This is a genomic window from Marinicella rhabdoformis (assembly GCF_009671245.1).
Taxonomy (GTDB): domain Bacteria; phylum Pseudomonadota; class Gammaproteobacteria; order Xanthomonadales; family Marinicellaceae; genus Marinicella; species Marinicella rhabdoformis.
On the sequence record NZ_VTFS01000003.1, the window covers coordinates 39,649 to 61,838 of the forward strand.

The 22,190-nt window shown below is 41.9% G+C and carries 19 protein-coding genes; 11 read left to right on the forward strand and 8 right to left on the reverse strand.

Annotated features, from left to right (window positions below; all coding sequences use genetic code 11):
* The first annotated feature begins 189 nt into the window (after positions 1–189).
* A complete protein-coding gene (locus FET73_RS07985) occupies positions 190–1,263 on the forward strand; it encodes an energy transducer TonB (RefSeq protein WP_154223431.1) in 1,074 nt (357 codons plus the stop codon).
* Positions 1,264–1,278: 15 nt separating this feature from the next.
* Here the strand turns inward: FET73_RS07985 and FET73_RS07990 are convergent, their stop codons facing one another.
* The 3 genes from FET73_RS07990 to FET73_RS08000 form a co-directional block, all read right to left on the reverse strand.
* Positions 1,279–4,401, reverse strand: a complete 3,123-nt coding sequence (locus tag FET73_RS07990; RefSeq protein ID WP_154223432.1) for an SNF2-related protein — start codon at positions 4,399–4,401, stop codon at positions 1,279–1,281.
* A gap of 72 nt (positions 4,402–4,473) precedes the next feature.
* Entirely contained in the window at positions 4,474–5,520 is a 1,047-nt protein-coding gene (locus FET73_RS07995; protein WP_154223433.1) for a saccharopine dehydrogenase family protein, read from the reverse strand.
* The gene (locus FET73_RS08000) at positions 5,520–6,323 is read right to left on the reverse strand and encodes an SDR family NAD(P)-dependent oxidoreductase (protein ID WP_154223434.1); all 804 of its coding nucleotides are present in this window, start codon (positions 6,321–6,323) and stop codon (positions 5,520–5,522) included. Before FET73_RS08000 ends, FET73_RS07995 begins: the two co-directional genes overlap by 1 nt.
* A gap of 66 nt (positions 6,324–6,389) precedes the next feature.
* Between FET73_RS08000 and FET73_RS08005 the strand changes: the two genes are divergently transcribed.
* The 8 genes from FET73_RS08005 to FET73_RS08040 all read left to right on the forward strand — a co-directional run bounded on the left by FET73_RS08005 (position 6,390) and on the right by FET73_RS08040 (position 14,675).
* Complete coding sequence (locus FET73_RS08005; protein ID WP_218944299.1) at positions 6,390–7,607, forward strand: acyl-CoA dehydrogenase family protein; 1,218 nt, start codon at positions 6,390–6,392, stop codon at positions 7,605–7,607.
* On the forward strand, positions 7,607–8,344 hold the full coding sequence (locus FET73_RS08010; RefSeq protein WP_154223436.1) for a TetR/AcrR family transcriptional regulator: 738 nt from the start codon (positions 7,607–7,609) through the stop codon (positions 8,342–8,344). Before FET73_RS08005 ends, FET73_RS08010 begins: the two co-directional genes overlap by 1 nt.
* Positions 8,295–9,293, forward strand: coding sequence for a phosphotransferase family protein (locus tag FET73_RS08015; protein WP_154223437.1), 999 nt, complete (start codon positions 8,295–8,297; stop codon positions 9,291–9,293). Before FET73_RS08010 ends, FET73_RS08015 begins: the two co-directional genes overlap by 50 nt.
* Before the next feature lie 3 nt (positions 9,294–9,296).
* Positions 9,297–10,052, forward strand: coding sequence for a glucose 1-dehydrogenase (locus FET73_RS08020; RefSeq protein WP_154223438.1), 756 nt, complete (start codon positions 9,297–9,299; stop codon positions 10,050–10,052).
* A gap of 73 nt (positions 10,053–10,125) precedes the next feature.
* Positions 10,126–11,166 (forward strand): DUF3011 domain-containing protein, encoded by a 1,041-nt coding sequence (locus FET73_RS08025; protein ID WP_179952187.1) that lies wholly within the window; start codon positions 10,126–10,128, stop codon positions 11,164–11,166.
* A gap of 146 nt (positions 11,167–11,312) precedes the next feature.
* A complete protein-coding gene (locus FET73_RS08030; RefSeq protein WP_154223440.1) occupies positions 11,313–12,356 on the forward strand; it encodes a DUF3011 domain-containing protein in 1,044 nt (347 codons plus the stop codon).
* Positions 12,357–12,458: 102 nt separating this feature from the next.
* Positions 12,459–13,181, forward strand: a complete 723-nt coding sequence (locus tag FET73_RS08035; RefSeq protein WP_154223441.1) for an SDR family NAD(P)-dependent oxidoreductase — start codon at positions 12,459–12,461, stop codon at positions 13,179–13,181.
* A gap of 69 nt (positions 13,182–13,250) precedes the next feature.
* Positions 13,251–14,675 (forward strand): hypothetical protein, encoded by a 1,425-nt coding sequence (locus FET73_RS08040; protein WP_154223442.1) that lies wholly within the window; start codon positions 13,251–13,253, stop codon positions 14,673–14,675.
* Positions 14,676–14,743: 68 nt separating this feature from the next.
* Here FET73_RS08040 and FET73_RS08045 read toward each other — a convergent pair whose 3' ends face one another.
* From FET73_RS08045 to FET73_RS08065, 5 genes are all read right to left on the reverse strand, one after another.
* Positions 14,744–15,004 (reverse strand): YcgL domain-containing protein, encoded by a 261-nt coding sequence (locus FET73_RS08045; protein ID WP_154223443.1) that lies wholly within the window; start codon positions 15,002–15,004, stop codon positions 14,744–14,746.
* A gap of 203 nt (positions 15,005–15,207) precedes the next feature.
* Positions 15,208–15,519, reverse strand: a complete 312-nt coding sequence (locus tag FET73_RS08050; RefSeq protein ID WP_154223444.1) for a hypothetical protein — start codon at positions 15,517–15,519, stop codon at positions 15,208–15,210.
* 133 nt (positions 15,520–15,652) lie between these two features.
* Entirely contained in the window at positions 15,653–16,180 is a 528-nt protein-coding gene (gene mobA, locus FET73_RS08055) for a molybdenum cofactor guanylyltransferase (protein ID WP_154223445.1), read from the reverse strand.
* Positions 16,177–17,451 (reverse strand): molybdopterin molybdotransferase MoeA, encoded by a 1,275-nt coding sequence (locus tag FET73_RS08060; protein ID WP_154223446.1) that lies wholly within the window; start codon positions 17,449–17,451, stop codon positions 16,177–16,179. The genes mobA and FET73_RS08060 overlap by 4 nt, the downstream gene beginning before the upstream one ends.
* On the reverse strand, positions 17,393–18,985 hold the full coding sequence (locus FET73_RS08065; protein ID WP_154223447.1) for a nitrate- and nitrite sensing domain-containing protein: 1,593 nt from the start codon (positions 18,983–18,985) through the stop codon (positions 17,393–17,395). The genes FET73_RS08060 and FET73_RS08065 overlap by 59 nt, the downstream gene beginning before the upstream one ends.
* Positions 18,986–19,158: 173 nt before the next feature.
* On the opposite strand from FET73_RS08065, the gene FET73_RS08070 reads away from it, so the two are divergent.
* On the forward strand, positions 19,159–20,463 hold the full coding sequence (locus tag FET73_RS08070; protein WP_154223448.1) for an MFS transporter: 1,305 nt from the start codon (positions 19,159–19,161) through the stop codon (positions 20,461–20,463).
* Between the two features lie 63 nt (positions 20,464–20,526).
* Positions 20,527–22,143, forward strand: coding sequence for an MFS transporter (locus FET73_RS08075; RefSeq protein ID WP_154223449.1), 1,617 nt, complete (start codon positions 20,527–20,529; stop codon positions 22,141–22,143).
* The last annotated feature ends 47 nt before the right edge of the window (positions 22,144–22,190 follow it).

Genomic DNA, 22,190 nt, shown 5'->3' on the forward strand with positions numbered 1-22,190 from the left:
AAAGCAGTGTAAAAAACAGGACCCAAAAAACAACTAAGCCCATCCAATCCCCAAAAACAGAACCCCTCCCCAACTAAACAAACATACTAACTGCATCAGCATCATTCTTTCATTCGACAAAAAATAAACCTTTATCAATGACACACCTCTAAAATACATCACTTTCTGAGCGGCCCAATAAACCACAACATGTCAAAACACCAGACTACAAAAAACATCATTCTGACATGCTTTTTATTCTACTGTACCTCGATTTTAAGCCAAACTGAACACACATTGGACGACCATGACTCTCATTTGCCTTTACAAATTCCTACACCTTTAAAAAACACACTAAGCAATCAGAACAAAACCTCAATTAAAGAGTGGGTTGAGATTGAAATGCTTATTTCACCTTTCAGAACTATAAGTGAATTAAAAATATTACATAGTTCAGAAAATGTGACCTTTGAGCGCGACAGTTTAAAAAACATAAATAAGTTATCACGAAGCTTCATTCCAAAAAAAGAAAACGGCATGTATGTCTATTCTTCTTATATCTATAGATATGACATATTTTTTGATTTCTCTGATAATTATGATGGAAAAGTCATAAGAGGTAAGCCCCAGAACATTGAAAGCCAATCAGTTTTAAAAGAAATTAATCAAACGAAAAACCTGTTGATCTATTTCACGCATGAAGTACCAGAACAAACCTTTATTGCCGAGGTAACTTCCCACAACTCAGGTGATTTCTTAGCCATACAAATCAAAAAAAGCATTGGTATTCCTGGAAGCAACCAAACCCCCTACCTCAAACACATCGGCTTTAATACCCTGCAAAACAAAAACTTGATTTCATATTTTGAGTTTTATTCTGCTTATGGAAAGTACATCAATTACCCAAACGAAATCTTCAGAGATAAAAATGGTACACAATATCTACCAGCAACAGTCAATGAACACAAACCACTGGCCGATAAAACTGAATACTGGACCAAAAGACCACATACCGCCAAACCACGATTCAAAGAAAACCTTCATTTATTCAGCAATTATTACGCAGAACTTGATTCCATCAACTATGAAGGAACTATAAAACTTAAATCTACTGTTGAAGCCACAGGCTTACTCAGTGATACAATCATCACAGAAAGCAGTGGACTAAAGAGACTGGATGAAATCACATTAAAAGTGTTAAAGCACCTTTATATGATTCCAGCTTACAAAAACCACCAGAATGTTGCCGATATAATCGACTTCGAAATTGAATTTAAAAGGTAATCACCTGCAACTTATTCACCCACCCAATGGCTCAAAGACACTTTCCCATTGTTGTTCACCCAGAATATCAGTCATGGTTTTGTTGTGGTTCAATACACTGTCAGCGAGCAGTTTCTTGTTGTTTTGCATGTCGTTGATTTTTTGTTCAACGGTACCGCGGGCTATCAACTTATAAACAAAGACTTGCTTGTCTTGTCCAATCCTGTGGGCGCGGTCACTGGCTTGTTTCTCAGCGGCAGGGTTCCACCAAGGATCGAAGTGTATCACCGTATCGGCTGCCGTCAGATTCAAGCCCGCACCACCGGCTTTTAAGCTGATAAGAAAGACTGGCACATTACCCTGTTGAAATTCATCCACCAAGCCGCTGCGCTTTGCAGCGGGTGTTTTTCCGGTCAGTTTCAAATAATCCACTTCAAGTGCTGAAAGCTCATCAGCAATGATTTTCAACATACTGGTAAATGACGAGAATATTAAAATACGGCGGCCGTCTTCTATTAAGGTTGGTAAAACCGTTCTCAACCAAGCCAGTTTGCCCGAGCCTGCTTGAGTTTCTTTGGATTCAGTTTGATCTTGACTGCTATTTTGGTCATTACTTAGGCCCAACAATGCCGGGTGACAGCATACCTGCCTCAAACGCAGCAAGGCATTGCCAATCAGCAATGAATGACCTGACTTGTTATGCACCGCTTGACGTATCTCATCGGCCATACTCAATCGTACCGACTCATAAACAGCGGCTTGCATTTCTTCCAGTTCAATCAATTCAACCACTTCGGTCTTGTCAGGCAATTCTGTGGCAACCTGCTCTTTCTTGCGGCGCATCATCAAAGGTGCGACACGCGCTTGCAATGCTTTTTGTTTCATTTCGTCACCGGCTTTTTCTATCGGCCATTGGTAAACATTTTGAAACTGCTTTTGTGAACCAAGAAAACCGGGCATCAAAAATTCAAACATCGACCACAACTCACCCAAATGATTTTCAATCGGCGTACCCGTCAAACACAACCTGTGTTTTGAGGGCACTTGCTTCACTGTTCTGCTGATTCTTGTTTTGCTGTTTTTGATGGCTTGAGCTTCATCGAGAACCAGCAAATGAAAGTCATGTTGGCGCAACTTTTCAACATCCCTCGATAAGGTCCCATAAGAAGTCAGCACCACATCTGCTTGTTTTATTTTTTTGTGTAAAGGTGCTCTGTTCTGACCCATTAATGCCAACACGGACAACTGCGGCGTGAATTTCGCACATTCACTTTGCCAATTACCAACCAAGCTGGTTGGCGTCACCACCAAACATGGCGTGGTCATTCTGCCCGATTGCTTTTCTGTCAAAATATGGGCCAATGTTTGTAGTGTTTTACCCAAACCCATGTCATCTGCCAAGATGCCCCCCAGGTCATGTTGAACCAAAAACTGAAGCCAAGACAAGCCTGATACTTGATATGCACGCAAAGTTGCATTTAAGCCACCTGGAACGGCCACTTCTGGTAATTCATTGACCGACTTCAAGGCATCTGCCTTGTCCTTCAACCACAAGTCACCTTGCCATTGTAGGTTTTCAGGACTGTCCTGCCACACTTGTTCTAATTGATTCAAGCGCAATAACTGACTGTCTTGTAACTTTAAGGAATCAGACGGTGCTTTCGTTGACAAATCATACAGTTCGCTCAATGTGGCAGCGATGTGCTTGACCTTTTTATGTTCCACACCAATCCATTGTCCATCGTCTAACTGTATGCTCAACTGCTCTGCGGCCGTTTCTAAAGCACCTGTTTTTATGGCCTTGACCAAATGCGGCAATAAATTAACCGGTTTACCATCAATCTCCACGCCCAAAGCCAAATCAAACCAAGGTGTGTCGGCATCTGATTGTATATTGGCAAACCATTTATCACTGGTAACCTGATTATTGCGGAACGTGGCATCAAAGTCCACATGCCATCCGGCCCTTTTTAAAGCCAGTAACAACGGTGCATGACTGGTCAAATCAGGCTGCAAACAGCGGTCATTTACGGAAAATCGTTCTGCCACAGGTGCTTCATAGGCGGCATGCACAGAAGGCAGCTTTTCCAACTGAATACAATAGCCTGCCACCGCATCTAATAATTGCTCATCTGCTGGCACCAGACCTTGACGCAAATCTTCTAAATTGAATGACACCTCGCCGACAGAAAATGATATTTGTGCCACATCTAAAGTCATCGCTGTTTGTGGCGCCCATTCCAGCGTCATGCTGTGACTTATTACAGCCAAATGCGCCTGCATAGTGGTAGCACGCTTAACATCTATGGCAATGAATCGCTTGGTTTGGGCGGCTACTTTTTCTACAATGGCATTGTTGCCCTTGTGAAACCATACCCCTTGAAGCATGGCATCTAAAGCCGACTGACTGGCTTGGATGTGTGCTGCAGGATGATTGTCTTGCCACGTTAATGGCGGTCGATAGCATGCACGCCAAAAGCAGCGACCTGTGCCAACCATGGCTTTGAAAAGGGGTTTGTCTTTGGCACTTGAAAGCAGGTACTCATGAGCACCAGTTGCACCTGCCTTGTGCATCATATGCATGATTTGTTGATCTGCCAGACTGAGGAATTTTGGCCTGACCTTCTTTAATAGTAAGCCACTGTCAATCTCGGCTTTTATTTGGTAACTGTCATCTTGATTCAGATAGGCCTTGTGTAAGCTGACCACATACTGCCCCACACTTTCGTCATAATTCAACAGGTAAGCGACCCTGTGACGTGCCATGGGCGGGAAAGGATCGTGGCTTTGTCGTTGCAACCAATGAAAAAAGGCCATACGGACATCGCTGCTTTTCTTTAATTGCTGAGTGAATGGTGGCAACTGATCTAATCGTGACTTACTCTCTATCACCAAGGCACAAATATGGACACAAGGCTTGGGTATTGCACAACTACATTTTGCGACCAATTGTGATTCCAGTGGCCAGTGCAACTGACAATGCACTTCTTCAGTACCGTCATTCAGTTTTGCCCTGACCAGTTGAGACACTTCATCATGTCGCCATTGAATCCACTCCTCACGCATCATCAGTGTCAATGCTTGGTAAACCAGAGCTTCTGATAAATGCGTTTGAAGCTGGCCTTTAGGGCCTTTGAAGCTGATTGGGTACTTAATCACTGGTCTGTTTAAATTTTCAAACCGTCCATTATATGACAAGTCACCCTGATCGATCAGGATTTTACTGAAAGATTAATCTAACTTGCTGGTGCCTGGTAATTTATTGACCAAATCAGCCCCCATCAACATCGCAGGTGTCTGGTAACCTGAGCGATTGACGCCAGTTAACATCGCAGCAGCAATATGGACTGAACCTTGAGCAGTCAACTCGTAGCCATTACTGGTCAAAATCCGCAGTGTTTTGACATCACCGGCTTCATTTTTAACCTCACCCCAAACATGCGTTGTCAAAGCTTGTCTGGTTGATTCCGATGGCCCTTTGACTTTTTTCTCAATCTTGTTTTTGATGATGTTTTGAATCCAACGCCACCCTAAGATGGGCCTTAAAAAGTTCATGCGCTTCATTTTTTTGACCAAACCAAGAGATGCAGGAATATACACTTCGATGTTTGGAATTTTGGTGTTGTGATAGGCCGTTGACACATCACCCCATGGAATGGTCATGGCCAGTTTCTCTCCGCCTCCGAAGTCTATTTTTCTGGTTTTAAATGCCAGTGGCACATGCTTAATCACACCATTTTCTCTCACTTTTCCGCCGTAAGGGAGCGCTTCTACTGATGTTTTGGCCGTGCCCGGACTGAATCCAGAGCGAGAATCAAAACCTAAAGTCAATTGCGTGGCATCTGGCATCATTTGTTTTAATTGAGAGGCCACACAATCAGTAGGAATCACATCAAAACCCACACCAGGGCACAATACCACACCTGCATTTTGGGCCGTCTTATCTAAAGAAGCCGCCAGTTCAAACACATCAATTTCACCTGTAATGTCTAAATAGTGGCTTTTCTGGTACAAGCAAGCTTCCATCATTATGGCAGCCGTTTGAGAAAATGGTCCCGCACAATTAAGCACCAAGAACATGTCTGCCAATAAACCATGGTCTTTTGCCAATTCATCTATAGAAAAAACTTGAAAGGGCAAATTGTATTGTGCTGCCAGTGTTTTGACCTTTTCTTCACTGCGCCCTGCCAATACGGGGTTCAAGCCTTGAGCAACCGCTTGCTCAACAATTAATTGACCAGAATAGCCTGTTGCACCATAAATCATCCACTTATTCATTATTTCAACTTCCCATAAAAAGACATTTTTTGTCTGTAAAAATAGTTTGGAAACCATCTAGCAATTCGGTGTTGCCAACGACTTTGCTTATCTGCCAAAATCAAAAATTCTTTTTTATCAACAGCATTCAATATCATTTTAGCCACATCATCTGCGGTGTATTTTGATGCTTTCATCCAAGAACCAATTTTTGATTTAACTGCTTCATCAACGCCTTCCATAGATGATACCAAATTGGTTTGAAAAAAAGCAGGACAAGCGCAACTGACATGAATATTTTTAGCTAACAGCTCGCACCGCAAGGTTTCACTCAATGCCAGCACGGCCGCTTTAACGACATTGTATGAAGACATTCCTGGCATCAAAGCCAATGCAGCAAACGAAGCCACATTCACTATACTGGCTTGACTGCTTTCAGACAACAAAGGAATCAGGGTTCGACTGATGCGCACCACACTGAGCAAATTGGTATCAATCAGCCGCTCCCACTCATGCTCTGTGGAACCAATCAGATCTCCTTGGCTGGCAACACCAGCATTGTTAATCAACACATCAAGTCGACCATAGGCATCCATCAAATGCTTTTTCATTGCTTCAATTTGTGTCAAGTTTGTGACATCACAAGGTATAAAAATGGCTTCACCACCTGATGCCTTCAAATCATCAACAACTTGTTGTCCTTGTTCTTTTTGCAGGTCAACCACCACCACATTATGGGTTTTTATCGCTTGCTTAGCCAATGCCAAGCCCAAACCACTGGCGGCACCTGTAATTAACATCACTGGCCTATTTTTTTGAGTCATATGTTTATGGTAAAATTTTTGGTTTTGCTATTCTAACAAACAAAACGAACATTCATTCGAATAATTATGTATAATGCCACCCATGATGCCAAGACCGGTCAAAATATGACAGCAATCAGCCCAGCTTTAGCAGCTGAATTCGAAAAGATTAAAACATTCATGGCCACTGAAGTGTTGCCATTGGAACCACTGCTTTTAACCCAACAGTGGGAAAAGTTAAATCTGGCTTTGAATGAATTGCGTAAAAAGGTCAAACATCATAACTGGTGGTCAACCCACTTTCCCACAAGCATGGATTCATATTCTGTGCATTTGACAGGTTTGCTGGCTGAAGTCATTGGTCAATCCCCCCTCGGCCATTATGTCTTCGGCTGGCAGGCTCCAGATATCGGCAACATAGAACTGTTACACGACCACGCACCAGAACACATTAAAAAACAATGGCTTGATCCTTTAAAGTCAGGTGATATTCGCAGCTGTTTTGCCATGACCGAGCCTAACAATGCAGGCTCAAATCCAACCCTATTAAGCACAAGTGCTAAAAGCGAAGGAGATGACTGGGTCATTGACGGTGACAAATGGTTCACCACTTCAGCAGATGGGGCGGCTTTCACCATTGTCATGGCTGTAACCGAACCCGATGCACCCAAGCATCAAAGGGCCAGCATGATACTGGTTCCCATGGATACAGACGGACTCATTTTTAAACGCAATATTCCAGTAATGGGACACGCAGGATCTGGCTATTTTTCACATGCAGAGCTCTGTTTTAAGTCTTGTCGTGTGCCTAAATCAAACACCATTGGACAAGCCGGTCACGGTTTCAAATTAGCCCAACAGCGTTTAGGACCTGGTCGGATTCACCATTGCATGCGCTGGATTGGCATAGCACAACGCTGTTTTGACATCATGTGTAAACATGTCAAAAACAGACAAATCACAGCCACACAAACATTGGCCGACCAAGCCATGATACAGAGCAAAGTAGCCACCAGTTTTGCTGCGATTCAGGCCGCCAGAACCATGGTTTTGAATACAGCCCAAACAGTTGATGCTGCTGGCTTTGATGCCGCCCGATTTGAAATTTCAATGATTAAATTCCATTGTGCGCAGATGTTACAAACCGTGATGGATAATTGCCTTCAGTCCTTAGGTGCTTTGGGCATGACTGATGACAGCATCGTCGCTTTTTTCTTTCGTGAAGAGCGTGCCGCGAGAATTTATGACGGTCCAGATGAGGTTCACATGCTATCATTAGGTAAACAAATTTTGAAAACCTATTGATGCGAACCAGTTACCAACAATTTTTAATTTTATTTGAACAATTAATTGGTGATGAGTGGATGTTTCTATATAAAAAACATCACCATAAATTAAACCTAAAAAACCAAAACATCGCGACTAAAAAAATTCAAACCATCATTGAAGCCACCACCTATCTGGCACACAAACAAGGCTTTCAATCGATGTCGATGCGAGACCTGAGTGAACATTGTCAAATGAGCATCGGTGGTTTGTATAAATATTTTCAAAATAAAAATCAATTGGCTGCCATGGTGCATACCGGCTTGATTGAGATGGGCTCAGTTTGCTTAAAACAGTTTGCAGACCATGACAAGGACCCCATACCGGAACTGTATGCCATGTTGACGCGTCATTTGTACCTCAGTGAAAGGCTAAAAACTTGGTTTCATTTTGTGTTCATGGAAGGAAAGCACTTAGACCGGGCTTTGATGAAACTTTTTATCCGTTCAGAAATTCAGATGGAACAAGCCATCGAAAAGAAAATCATTGCAGCACAGAAACTGGGGCATTGTGAATGTAAAAACCCAGAATTCACCGCATCTATGATCAAAGCCATGCTCCAAGATTGGTATACCAAAACTTGGAAATACCAAAAAAGAAACATCACCATAGATGATTACGCCGAAAACATGTGGCAAGACATCTGTGCCATGATCAAAATAAACAATGAACAAAGCGACAGTAAAAAACTATATCAGTACGCAACTCGGCACTGAAGCACCGATTACCATAACGCCATTAAAAGGAGGTGCCAGCAACCTGACGTTCAGGGTAACTGCCGGTGAACAACACCTCATATTAAGAACTTCTCCACCGGGCACCAAAGCCAAAGGTGCACACAACATGGAACGAGAGTTTCAATGGTTAAAAGCATTAAAACCCAGCTATGATTTGTGCCCAGAGCCCTTATTTCTGTGCCAAGACTCGTCTGTTTTTGAACGAGATTTTTATGCCATGCAGCCGATTGAAGGCCTGATCATCAGGCAAAATTTACCCGAAGCATTCAATCCAACGCAAGCCCCAGACTTATGCCGTTCATTAATAACTAATCATTTTCAATTACATCAATGTGATGGTCAAGGTTTGCATCATTTTGATAAAGGCCGTGGCTACATCAAGCGACAAATTGACGGTTGGATCACCAGGTATTTGAAAGTCAGGCCAGCACATGACAAGGCCCAAAAAGTGATGGATTGGTTAGAAAAAAACATGCCAGAAGACAACCGTGACTATTGCCCAATTCACAATGACTTTAAATTTGATAATGTGGTGTTTGACAGCAGCAAGACAGAAAAACCTCAAATCATTGGTGTTCTTGACTGGGAATTAGCAACCGTTGGAGATCCTTTGATGGATCTGGGTTGCTCATTGGCATACTGGATACAATCTGATGACAATGACATGCTCAAGCAATGCGCCATGATGCCAACACATTTACCTGAAATGATGAGCCGTGATGAATTGGTGCATTATTATTGCGACCTTGCAGGTATTCAACTTGACGATTACCGCTTTTATTATGTTTACGGCTTGTTCCGACTGGCTGTGATTGCACAACAAATTTTCTTCCGTTATGAAAATGGCCAAAACCCCAACCCGGCTTTTGCAACACTAGGCGCCATTCGCGACCTGATGATTCAACAAGCCACACAACAATTAAAATAAAACATGAACAATACATTTGAAAATAAAATAGTCCTGATCACAGGTGCATCGCGTGGTATCGGACAAGCTGTGGCAGAACAGTTTGCTGAACAAGGTGCCACCGTAATCGTCAGCTCACGCTCTCAAGAAAGCTGTCAAAATGTGGTCGATGCCATCACATCAAAAGGCGGCCAAGCGCATGCCATTGCCTGCCACAACGGCGACCCTGAATCCCGCATTGCCTTGATTGAAGAAATAAAAAAACAATTCACACGACTGGATATTTTGGTCAACAATGCCGCTGCCAACCCTTATTTTGGTAATGTGTTAGATACGGGATATGAAGCGATGAAAAAAGCGGTAGAAGTGAATGTAGAAGGCTATTTTCATTTGAGCCAATTGGCTGGTCAAATGATGCGTGACCAGAAATCAGGCGTCATCATCAATACCGCCTCGGTGAACGGCGTTGTTCCTGGATGGAATCAAGCCATTTACTCAAACAGCAAAGCCGCCATTATTTCCATGACCCAAAGCTTTGCCAAAGAGTGTGCCCAATTTGGCATCAGAGTGAATGCCGTATTACCAGGCTTAACCGACACCAAGTTTGCTTCGGCTTTAACCCAAAGCCCAGCCATGCTAAAAATGATATTGCCTCAAATTCCAATGGCAAGAATGGCCCAACCAGAAGAAATCGCACCTGCATTTCTATTTTTAGCTTCACCTGCAGCCAGCTACATCACAGGTGTGAACTTACCCGTAGATGGTGGCTTTTTGGCTTAAGATTCACAACAACACGGCAGAAACCATCCAAAGAAGGTATGATAAGTAAAACCAAATGATAACGGAGGCTTATATGAACAAAGCAATACTGACAATTATCACTGTATTTTTGACAGTCAGTTATCAACCTAAGGCGGCCGCACAGAAAGTTAAACGCCTGCCTAGTGAACACAACTCAAACGAAGCCAATTACCAGCAAAAACAAAACAAACGAAACCGGCAAAGCAACAACAATGACAGAATCACTTGCAAGTCAAAGAATGGCAGAAGAGCACACTGCCAGATTAACACCCAAGGTGGAATCAGGTTAGTTAAAGAGTTGAGTCGGGGTAAATGCCGAGGCAATTGGGGTTATGACTATTATGGGGTTTGGGTTACCAACAGTTGCCGAGCTAAGTTCACGACCGACCGGTATCAAGACCACTGGGGAAATAATTACAACAAAGACCATATAGTCCGCTGTGAATCTTACCGTTTAGGTAAACAAATTTGCACCATCGGTCACAACTTGAAAAACGTTAAAGTTCAATTAATCCATCAATTAAGTGCCAGAGATTGCAGCGGCAACTGGGGACACAATAACAAAGAAATTTGGGTTATTAATGGTTGTAAAGCCGACTTCAAAATTCAAAGAAACAACAAACCAAATGCCAACCACAGGCCTGGACAAGTAACAAACGAACTGGTTTGCCTGTCTAAAAAATACCGCAGACATTATTGTGATATGCCAAGATTAAAAGACGTCAAATTGGTTGAAGTCATGAGTAAAGCTGAAAAAACTTGTTTCAACAACTGGGGATTCGATGCCAAAGGCATATGGGTCGATAATAATTGTAAAGCCCGTTTTCATTACACACAGAAAGGCAACCGCTCTGGTAACTGGCAAGACAGACAAACAAACAACGTACGTCAACATCCAGACACCCCTCGCCTTCTCAAGTGTAAATCTCGCTCAAACACAAAAAAAACCTGTGCCCGCAACATCAGAAAAGCAGAGTTAAATCGCAGCATAAGCAAAGGTAAGTTCCCATGCAAAGGAAATTGGGGCATTGACCGCTCAGGTGACTTGTTCGTAAAAAACAACTGCTATGCTGAATTTAAGGTTTGGGATTAATCCAAACCACTACCAAGGCTGTTATACAAACAGCCTTCGATTGAGTATTCAATTACGCTTTTGATTTGGCATATAAATTTACAAATTAAGTCTCCATTCAGCTCAGAAGTGTTTAAAATAAAATAGAACACAATTGAGAGGAACAAATGAATAAATTCATCACTTTAATTTTATTGGCACTGTGCTTTCAAGTCAGTGCACAAACAACCAACAGACAAGCAGCAAAACAACTAGAAAAAATGTCACCCTCAATGAATTCTTCAGAGGATGATTACAATCGTTTCAAAGGCAACAAATCCAAATCAACCCAATACCGCCGTGGAGACACTTTCAAATGTGAGTCCTACAATGGACAAAGACAACACTGTTACGCAGACACGTCAGGAGGCATACGACTGAAACGCCAAATCAGCTACAATAATTGCCGTGGCAACTGGGGATATGATTATTATGGTGTATGGGTCACTAATGGGTGTAGAGCAGAATTCACTACAGACCGATACCAGAACCATTGGGGTAATGACTACAGAAATGACGATTTCATCAGATGTGAATCCTATAGCATGAGAAGAAACAGTTGTCAGGTAGGCAACTTAAAAAATGCAAAAATCACTTTGATTCACCAACTAAGTCGCTACAGCTGTCAAGGCAACTGGGGACACAACAACAATGAAATTTGGGTGGCTCGTGGCTGTAAAGCTGACTTTCGTATCAGTCGTTATGACAATGATTATGGATACGGTGGTAACCAACCCGATTTACAAACCATTCAATGTGAATCACGTGGCAGTTACATGGAATACTGTGAAGTACCAGAACTAGAACAAGTTGAAATCATTGAAGTTTTAAACCGCCGAGGAAATGCCTGTAGAGGCAATTGGGGTTACGACCCACGAGGCATATGGGTTAAAAATGGCTGCAAAGCTCAATTTGGCTTTTTAGCATACCAACAAGAAAACTACGATGATCATTATGATGATGGTAATTACCAAAGTAGGTACTTTGATATCAAATGCAAATCCAGAAGCAAACAAGTCAAAATTTGTAATGCCAAAAACTTTGAGCGTGTCGAATTCAAACGTGAGATAAGTAAAGGGAAATACCCATGCAAAGGCAACTGGGGCGTCAATCGTTTTGGCGAATTGTTTGTTAAAAACAACTGTTATGCCGAGTTCAGGGTCTGGAAATAAAAGCTAAATAAGTCGACAAACACAAAGCCGCACATGATGCGGCTTTGTGTTATATTGCTCAAAACCTTTTAATCAAACCACCCATACGTACACAAAATCAGCATGAAACCTTTAATATTTATTGCCGGGGGATCACAAGGCTTAGGTAAAGCCATGTGTGAAAAATACCTTTCTGAGAACTGGGATGTGATTGAATTATCACGCAGTGGCACTTCCAGCCACAGCATCAACTGTGACTTTGCGAATGTTTCACAATCCAACGAAACATTCAGACAACTGTTCAACCGTTACAAAACTGAAAACCGACCTGAAATTCAACTCATCATCAACACAGCCAGCTTATCTCCATTTGGCAATATCGGTGACACTGATGTTGAAGCAATCAGCAAACATTTAAACATTAACATCAACAGTGCGATGATGTTGGTACACCAATTCACCCATGCGTTTCAAACACACCAAGCTAAAAAAACCTTGGGTTACATCAGTTCTGGGGCAGCAAGAAGACCCATAGAAGGCATGGCCCTGTACTGTGCCAGTAAAGCCGCACTAGAGCATTTTACACTCACTTTTAATCAAGAACAGCAACGCCAAGATCATCCTATCAATGCCATGGTTATAAATCCAGGCGTCATGGACACAGGTATGCAGTCTGACATCCGTCAACAAAGTGAAGCAGATTTTCCTTTGGTCAATCAATGGCGTGATTTACATGCCAACAATCAACTGGCAGATGCAAAAACAGTTGCCGAAATTTGTCATCAGCTGATGAATAACCCCCTTACTGAAACGCCTTACCATGTGGCACAGTCTTATTTAAAGTAGTCATTTACAGGTATGTTGTATATTCTTGTAAACTTTTGTAAAGTGTTTGCCAAAAGAGAGGAGTGTTAAATGGAACAAAAATTTAAGGTCATCTATTTAGGGAAATTATCAGATGATGCCAATGAAGGGTTGATTGCCGAGCGTTTTGCTGAAAAATTCAAAATGCCTGAGGCCAAAGCCACAAAAATATTACGAGCGGGCAAAGAGGTGGTGCTTCACCCTGGTGCAGAGCATGTCAAAGCTTATAAACTCAAAGCAGCATTAGAAGGTTTAGGTCTTCAGATGCGACTTGAACGGGTTCAAATAACCCAAACCGCCAAACCACCTGAACTCGAAACGTCTAAAACTGAATCACCTCAACCTCAAACACCAGAATCGGCAACAGAAACACCCAAGAGCACAGCCCCTCAAGAAGATAAATCGAACACTCCTCCTGCACCGAAACAGTCCATAGACACTTCAGCGATGTCTTTAGAACCCATGCCTGAAGAGTCAGAAGATGAAAGTTCCGCAGAAGACAGCAACGACCTATCTCATAACCAAACTGCGGAAAAAAGCACACGTAATGAAAGTGATAAAGACACAAAACTTCAAGTGGGTTCAGACGTCAACTCTCCAAATTGGGACCTTGAACCCATAAAAGAGGAAACCAGCGATTCAGAAGACCAAGAGATTCAGGAAGGTGAAAAACGCAACAAACAAGCCACTGCCAAACAAGAGTTCGTTGACTTGAGTAAACCTTCAATGATTTATGAAAAGAAAACTGAAGAAAAAAATGAAGCGTTAACACAAGAACAAGAGAAGGCAACAGAAACTGAGGAAAAAGAACCTGCTCGTATTATCGGATTAATAAAACAATTTGGCGGAGTTGCTGTTGCTGGCTTGGTTGGTATTTTGTTTTTACTGAAGAAATTTGGTTTTTTAAAATTTTTAAAAATTGGCGGTTTGATGGCTGCAGCGGCTTATGCTGGTTACAACCCAGAAGAGGCCTGTATGGGTAATGGTGATTGTGAAGATGCAATTTCCGATCAAATTGATGCTTGTTGGTCATACAGTGAATTAGATCAATATGACTGGGATAACATGTCTGATGACCAATACTATGAACTCAAACCTCAAGTTGAAGAAAAATTCATTTCCTGCTTCCGTTATGAAGAGACCGGTGCTCAAGTTTTAGAATCGCCCATTGAATTGCGTTTTGATTTGATGGCCATGTGTGATGAACTCAGTACCCCAGTTTCTGGATGTATTGCAATAGCTGAACGACAAATTAAAACATGCTACGACCGCTCTGAAATCATCGAACCCATAAAAGCTTCAGGCTATGATTATTATGGAACCATGTTAACAGACATGCAGTATTATAAAAACTTCTATGGTTGCTTTGAAGACAACAGTGGCAGCATGTTATTTGCTGAATTTGTCGACAACATGGATGTAGAGGCAATTAACGACGCCATGCAACAATTACAAAACGAATTAGACGCTCAATAAAATTCAAGTAAAATAAAAAAGCCCAACAGTAATCTATGTTGGGCTTTTTCATGTTTTGGCTTTACCGTTCAGTCACCATAGCTGATCAAATCATTAATCACTTTAGGTGGCATTTGCAAATGATAACCTTGATTGGCTAAGTTCTCTTTTACTTTAACAATGTCTTCAGAAGCCAGCTTGTCCCGTTTTGCCAAATTCAATTGCATCACCTGAATACAAGGCTCAATCAATGTGCGTAATTCTTGTGGCACATCTTCTAGTTTTTTACCTCGCGCCAAATACAAGTAAGCACCTTCTTTTTTCTTTGAACGGTAAATATAAGCAATCATCATCAGTCCTTAGTATTTGTATTTGTATCAGGTTCAGTGTCTTTATCTGCTTTTTTAGCAGAATCACCTATGACAGTTTTTAAAGGGCAAACTTTTACGATTGGACATTTGGCACAACTCAGTACCAATGCATATGGACAAAGGGTCATTACATCTACTCATGAATAATGACCCCATTTTAACTTTTTAACTGACAATGTGCATCAAGATGATGCAACAACACCGGTAATGCGACAAGATTGCCACTGTGGGTGTGTATCTAAAATCGTGAACTGCCCTTTTTCAACTTCAGCTTTCAATTGCTTCACACCTGTTCTCAAGAAATAAGTCACTTCTATTTTTTCTTTGGCCAATAAGTAGCTATCCCACCGCTTACTGGGTTCGTGGCAAACCACTTCACAGCCTTCATCACCACATTGGAGAATTTCTTTGTGCACCTCAGTTTGGTTGGCCATTGATTGGTTGGCCACAACCATTAAGCCAACAGCCAACATTTTAGATATTGCATTCATCATAAGTCACCTCGTTAATTACTTAGGTTTCTATGATACTGACAACAAATGAATCAGCCATTAATTGTTATGGGAGTAAAACATGACACATTTCACATTTCAGTTCCATATGGTATTTAGCGTGCCTGTTATCTAATCAATTGTTTTTAATCGCTTGCCATTCTTTCTGTGTGTTCACGTTGGTAAATTGTACAGACTGACCTTCTAACTCAACCAACTTTTGGGACAACTGTTCAAACAACTGATGTATTGCCAACTGTTTATCTTCCAGTTGTTTGGTCAGAATTTGACGAACTTTTTTTGTGTTTTTTAATATCAACGGAAAATGCTGACCTTCAAAACGAGTCACTTCTGAATCTTCAACCACATCAAGCAAACCCGCAACCAACTTTGAATTCAACAAAGGCATATCAACCGGCACAAAGAGTACATTTATGCCATCATCCAATGCCCTCAAACTACTAGACATACCTGATAAAGGTCCCAGCCCTGATTGTTCATCTGCAATGCCATCTGGCCCACTGAAATACACTGAATCCAAACCCGCATCCAACAAGACTGACCTCATAAATGCTTTCAGTGGCTTGCCTTTGTAAATCAACTCAGATTTATTTTGTCCCATGCGTGACGATTGCCCTCCACACAAGACCACACCTGCTGTCATGAGACAGTCAATGATCCAGGAATCATTGGTAATACCGCCAAATACTCTCCAGCCGCTATGTGTTCGGCCTCTTCAGGCAGCACCAACCAACAATTTGATTCAGCGAAAGAATGTGTTTGAAATGAACCTTGACCTGTCAGCATATTGGCTTGCAGCTGTCCCGTTTTACTCAGGCTGAGCTGGGCTTTAGCAAAAGTTCTGAACCCTTGCTTCTTATCTATGTTGCACATGGTCTTGGCTAATATAGTTGCTTCAGGTGGCATGCCCTTGATCATGCGCAGTAAGGGTGTCAAAAAGAACCTCGCACCAGATGCAGCTGCTATTGGGTTTCCTGGCAACCCGAAGTACAAGGTACCATCTGGCAATTCAGCAAACAAGATAGGCTTACCCGGACGCACTTTGGCTTTATGAAAGTGTACTGTGGCACCTCTTTTTTTCAAAATACTGGGTATGAAGTCATACCGCCCCATAGATACCGCCCCCGTACTGATGATGACTTTAACTTGTTTCTCTGCCGCTTGGTTCAGCAACAACTCAAATGCGGCTTCGTCATCTTGACAATTGGCCTCAAATGTCACATCACAATCAATTTGAGACAAATACGCACGTAAAAAAGGTTGATTAGAATTGTGAATTTTACCGGCTGCCAAACCTGAACTGTTTTCATCGTCAGATAATTCATTGCCGGTAGAGAATAAGGCCACTGGCACTGGTTTTTTGACGCTTATTTTTTTTACACCCACAGTCGCCAAGGCCATGATGTGTTGGGCTTGAATCACTTGATTAACACCAACCACCGGTTGTCCAATATCATAATCAGTACCGGCCTTTCGGATGTTCTGACCTAATTCAACCGTTTTCTCGAAAATCACTTGGTCACCATCAACATGCACAGCCTCAACAGGCACCACCGCATCAAAACCTTTGGGTACAGGCGCTCCAGTCATGATTTCCCAAGCTTGCGCAGGCGCTGTCAAACCTCTTGAAACGCTGACATCATCACTGTCACCCGCTTGAATTCGTCCTGTGATTCCTAAACTGGCTTTTGACTGTTGTTGCAGCTGTTCATTCACCTCAGAAGTCACCACGGCAAAGCCATCCATGGCAGAATTATCAAATGAGGGCACTTGGATGGGTGAGTTCACTGGTGCAGCTGTCATGTGGTTTAAAGCCAATGGCAAGTCAACCGTTTGCTGTTGATCCCATGGGTGATTAAGAGCGACTTTTGTAAGAATTTCTAGCGTTTGTTGGTAACTGATCAGGGGTTTCATTGAATTGACAATCGTGTTGTTGTTTAAATTGGCAGCTTTGTGCGATTTCTTTATCACAGTACTCACAAAGCATTTTCATGTTCTTTACTTGTATTTGTTGCTTTTCAGAAGTTAAACCTTCTTGTTTAAAAGATTTCAATGAACGAGAAAAGGTTTCAGGCTTCATATCCAGCAATGAAGCAATGATGGTCTTTTCATACGGAAGCATAATGGTGTTGGGGTTTTTTTGTGCCACAAATTGTTTCAACAAAAAATGCCCTACACGCTCTTTGGTCGATTTAACTCGGTTGGCTTCAACCTGTTGTTGGTATTGTGTCGAACTTTGTGACAAGTACTTTAAAGAGTTTAAAGCCAATGTTAAATCCTGATTAACTAAATGGCGATAGATAGCAGCAGGAAATGACAACAACCTCGCTTCAACACTGACTTGTGCATTGTTACTGTAATTTGAACTTTCAAAAATCGATGATTCAATAACAACATCACCACTTGAAAGCATATGCTCTATTTTTTCTGTACCTTCTGCACAGTTTTTGAAAATTTTGATCCAACCAGATATAACAACATAAATCCGAGAAGCCTGTTCGCCTTCTAAAAACAACAAACTGCCTTTTTTGTAATCCCTGACATTACTGGACTGGAATAATTTCTTTTTAACTCCAGTTGATAAATTACGAAACAACAAATAATCTTCAATCAATCCAATTTCATCTTCATTAAATAAGCGGTTTTCGCCTTTTGCAGTATTCCTTACGGGCTTACTGAATAAAGCTGAAATGAATTTTTGCTCCAACTCATACATCATATCCATTTTCTGGCTTACCAATTCAAACCAAAATTTGGCTTTGATATTAAGCGTATGAGAACTGGTGATTTGTTTGTGAACCGCTTCTATTTCTATGTGTTCGATGTACAAGTGATTAAACAAATTTTTCTGGTCTTCATCTGCCAAAGCAAGAAAAGTTCGTTTATTGACCTGTTGTTCATTCAACAGCATTTCAAAACCATGTAAAAACATGTCGCAATCAAACTGCTGCATATTGATACCCATGGTACCTAATGCACGCTCTCTACCAATGCGGTCTTTCCATTTAATAAAGTTACTCAATGCAGAAATTTGTACCGATTTATTGGGTTTCAAAGCCAAAATTAATTCTATTTGCAAAAATACCAAATGGCTGATTAATTGGTGTGTATATACCATCAATGCTTCACTGGCATTTATGGTAAATGATTGACCAGAAACCCGATATGGCACCTGACTTAAAAAATGATTCAACGAACGGTTGATTTTATCCAAGCTTTTTACCAAAGACACATTTTCCAGCTGAGCACTTTCGTTCACAAGTTCACTGATTTGATTCATTAAACCATCACTTTCAATCACACACGATTGAAACAGGTTTAAATTGTCATCTGTCGGGTCACTCAAATACATACAAAGTACACCTCGCTCTGCCTGAAAAGCATGAGTCGTGCAGCTTATTAGTTGCAAAAACTCAAGGGCTTTGGTTTGATTTTTCATACGCCGCATTTTATCAGAAAGCCCAAATGTTTACCTTATTTTTTGTAATTACAAGGCCACCCCAAATGCAGAGAAAATCAACTTCACTTAACGATTTTTGAATAATTGATTCAAGTCAATTATATCTCTTAACAAAGTATCCAAAATGGCAACACCGGAAATTTCATTCAAAGAGAACTGCTATGAACTTACAAAACGTATCATCAAGCGACCAAAACAGAGCCCTGGGGATAAGCACCCTGGCATTTACCGTGTGTTTTGCTGTATGGACCATATTCTCCATCATCGGCATCAAAATCAAAGCCGAATTGGGTTTGAACGACACGCAGTTCGGCATTTTGGTTGCCACACCTATCTTAACGGGCTCATTAAGTCGCTTGTTCTTAGGCATTTGGACTGATCAATACGGTGGACGCTTGGTTTTCACTGCACAAATGTTAACCACTGCCGTGGCTGCTTTTTTCCTGACCAAAGCCAACAGCTATGAAATGTACCTCTTAGGTGCTTTGGGATTGGGATTGGCTGGCGGCTCATTTGCCGTTGGTGTGGCGTACGTTTCTTCATGGTATCCTGACCACAAACAAGGCACAGCATTGGGCATCTTTGGTGTCGGCAATGTGGGTGCTGCCATAACTAACTTTGGCGCACCTGTTTTATTGGTCGCTGTTGGTGGTGTTTGGCAAAGTGTGGTTTTGGTCTATGCAGGTGTGCTCGCAATTACCGGTGTATTGTTCTTTATCTTCACAAAAACTGACCCAGCACATACCGGTGCAAAAGGACAAGCCAGACCATTTATGGAACAAATGAAGCCACTGAAAAACTTACAGGTATGGCGCTTCTCACTTTATTACTTCTTTGTTTTCGGTGCTTACGTGGCTTTGGCTTTGTGGCTGCCTCGCTATTATGTTGGCGCGTATGGACTAGAACTCGGCACTGCTGGTTTCTTGGCAGCGTGTTATGCCCTTCCCGGTTCTGTCTTCCGCGCTTTGGGTGGTTGGCTTTCTGACAAAATTGGTGCTCGTCGCGTGATGTATTGGACATTTACTGCTTGTGTGATTTGTACTTTCTTTTTGTCTTACCCTTCAACTGACTACACCGTGGCAGGCATCGAAGGACCGATTCATTTCAACATCAGCATCCCTTTGTGGTTGTTTGTGACTTTAACCATTATTTTGGGCTTCTTTATGTCATTAGGTAAAGCGGCGGTTTACAAACACATCCCACACTACTACCCAGACAATGTTGGCTCTGTAGGCGGTATCGTTGGTTTGATAGGTGGCTTGGGTGGTTTCATCTTACCCATCACATTCGGCATCATGAATGATTTAATTGGTGTTTGGACAAGCTGTTTTATGCTTTTGACTGTGATCATTGGAATCGCTTTGGTTTGGATGCATTTCGCCATCATCAAGGCCAACAGAGAAGCCAATCCCAACATGGACAAACCTGAATTCTTACCTGAACTCAGAAACGTTAATAACAAATAAATTTACACCACCGAAGTGATTGACTATCCAATCACTTCGGTTTCTCATTTAAGGAGCATAGCTATGGCTAAAGATTTAAAAGGTTGGAACCCAGAGGACGAACAACAATGGGAATCCTATGGAAAAAAAATTGCCAACCGCAATTTATGGATTTCAATACCCGCACTGCTGTGCGGTTTCGCCGTTTGGTTGTACTGGGGTATCATCACAGTACAAATGATGAACCTGGGATTTCCCTTTGAACAAGCTGAATTGTTCAGTTTAACCGCCATAGCAGGACTGTCAGGTGCCACCTTGCGCATCCCGTCAACATTCTTTATCCGCATAGCAGGTGGAAGAAACACACTGTTTTTAACCACTTCATTGCTCATCATACCTGCAGTAGGTACAGGGTTTGCACTCCAAGATACCAGCACATCACTTTGGGAGTTCCAACTTTGGGCCCTGTTCAGTGGTATTGGCGGTGGTAATTTTGCCTCATCAATGTCTAATATCAGTTATTTCTTCCCTAAGAAAGTACAAGGTTATGCCTTGGGAATGAATGCAGGCTTGGGTAATTTTGGTGTCACCACCATGCAAATTTTGGTGCCTTTGGTGATGACTTTTGCCTTGTTTGGTTCTTTCGGTGGAGATTCACTGACCTTACTTGGGTTCAGTGGTACATTGATTGGTAAAATCCCTGCTGGAACAGAAACTTACATTCAAAATGCTGGCTTTGTCTGGTTATTGATTCTGGTGCCTTTGGCATTTGCCACCTGGTTGGGCATGAACAACATCAAAGACGAACATGTATCTCCACACATTGGTTCTCCATTCATGGCTTTTGCTAACATCATCTTCATGTTAGGCGGTGGTATGGTCACTGCTTTGTTTGGTTTGTGGCTGTTGTTACCTGAACACATGAGTGGTTCTGGATTAGAGCTTAACAAAGCTTTGGTGCTTTTAATCGTCATTGTTTTGACTGTGGTTTTATTAAAATTAACACCGGGACCTATTGGCCGCAACCTTTCACGACAATACAAAATTTTTGGTAACAAACACACCTGGGTCATGACTGTCATTTATACCATGACTTTTGGTTCATTTATTGGCTTTTCAGCTGCATTTGCTTTGTCTATCAAGGTCATCTTCGGCTTTCAACACATCATGGTTGATGGCGTGATGACTCATGACTTGGCCAATCCAAACGGACCCAGTGCCTTGATGTATGCTTGGATGGGACCGTTTATTGGGGCATTGATTAGACCTATCGGTGGCATGATTTCTGACAAATTAGGCGGTGCCAAAGTAACTCAAATCATTTCAGTCATCATGGTACTCAGTGCCTTGGGCGTGGCATATTACATGCAACAAGCCTACCAAAGTGCCACACCTGAGCAATATTTCGTGCCTTTCTTGGTATTGTTCCTGACTTTGTTCTTGGCATCTGGAATCGGCAACGGATCAACTTTCCGCAGCATCGCTGTGATTTTCAACAAAGAACAAACCGGCCCTGTTTTGGGCTGGTCTTCTGCAGTTGCTGCTTATGGTGCATTTTATATCCCACAAGTACTGGGTGAGAACATCAAAGCCGCCACACCTGAATATGCACTGTACGGCTTTGCCGGCTTTTACATGGTCTGCATCATTTTGAACTGGTGGTTTTATTTGCGCAGCAATTCTGAATTCAAGAACCCCTGAATAATTAAAACAAAAAATAAAAAAAGAACAATGAAATATTTCATGAG

Coding starts and splice junctions, on each gene's coding strand:
- FET73_RS07985 (WP_154223431.1), top strand. CDS start 190: ATGTCAAAACACCAGACTACAAAAAACATCATTCTGACATGCTTTTTA.
- FET73_RS07995 (WP_154223433.1), bottom strand. CDS start 5,520: ATGAATAAGTGGATGATTTATGGTGCAACAGGCTATTCTGGTCAATTA.
- FET73_RS08000 (WP_154223434.1), bottom strand. CDS start 6,323: ATGACTCAAAAAAATAGGCCAGTGATGTTAATTACAGGTGCCGCCAGT.
- FET73_RS08005 (WP_218944299.1), top strand. CDS start 6,390: ATGTATAATGCCACCCATGATGCCAAGACCGGTCAAAATATGACAGCA.
- FET73_RS08010 (WP_154223436.1), top strand. CDS start 7,607: ATGCGAACCAGTTACCAACAATTTTTAATTTTATTTGAACAATTAATT.
- FET73_RS08015 (WP_154223437.1), top strand. CDS start 8,295: ATGAACAAAGCGACAGTAAAAAACTATATCAGTACGCAACTCGGCACT.
- FET73_RS08020 (WP_154223438.1), top strand. CDS start 9,297: ATGAACAATACATTTGAAAATAAAATAGTCCTGATCACAGGTGCATCG.
- FET73_RS08025 (WP_179952187.1), top strand. CDS start 10,126: ATGAACAAAGCAATACTGACAATTATCACTGTATTTTTGACAGTCAGT.
- FET73_RS08030 (WP_154223440.1), top strand. CDS start 11,313: ATGAATAAATTCATCACTTTAATTTTATTGGCACTGTGCTTTCAAGTC.
- FET73_RS08035 (WP_154223441.1), top strand. CDS start 12,459: ATGAAACCTTTAATATTTATTGCCGGGGGATCACAAGGCTTAGGTAAA.
- FET73_RS08040 (WP_154223442.1), top strand. CDS start 13,251: ATGGAACAAAAATTTAAGGTCATCTATTTAGGGAAATTATCAGATGAT.
- FET73_RS08045 (WP_154223443.1), bottom strand. CDS start 15,004: ATGATTGCTTATATTTACCGTTCAAAGAAAAAAGAAGGTGCTTACTTG.
- FET73_RS08050 (WP_154223444.1), bottom strand. CDS start 15,519: ATGATGAATGCAATATCTAAAATGTTGGCTGTTGGCTTAATGGTTGTG.
- mobA (WP_154223445.1), bottom strand. CDS start 16,180: ATGACAGCAGGTGTGGTCTTGTGTGGAGGGCAATCGTCACGCATGGGA.
- FET73_RS08060 (WP_154223446.1), bottom strand. CDS start 17,451: ATGAAACCCCTGATCAGTTACCAACAAACGCTAGAAATTCTTACAAAA.
- FET73_RS08065 (WP_154223447.1), bottom strand. CDS start 18,985: ATGCGGCGTATGAAAAATCAAACCAAAGCCCTTGAGTTTTTGCAACTA.
- FET73_RS08070 (WP_154223448.1), top strand. CDS start 19,159: ATGAACTTACAAAACGTATCATCAAGCGACCAAAACAGAGCCCTGGGG.
- FET73_RS08075 (WP_154223449.1), top strand. CDS start 20,527: ATGGCTAAAGATTTAAAAGGTTGGAACCCAGAGGACGAACAACAATGG.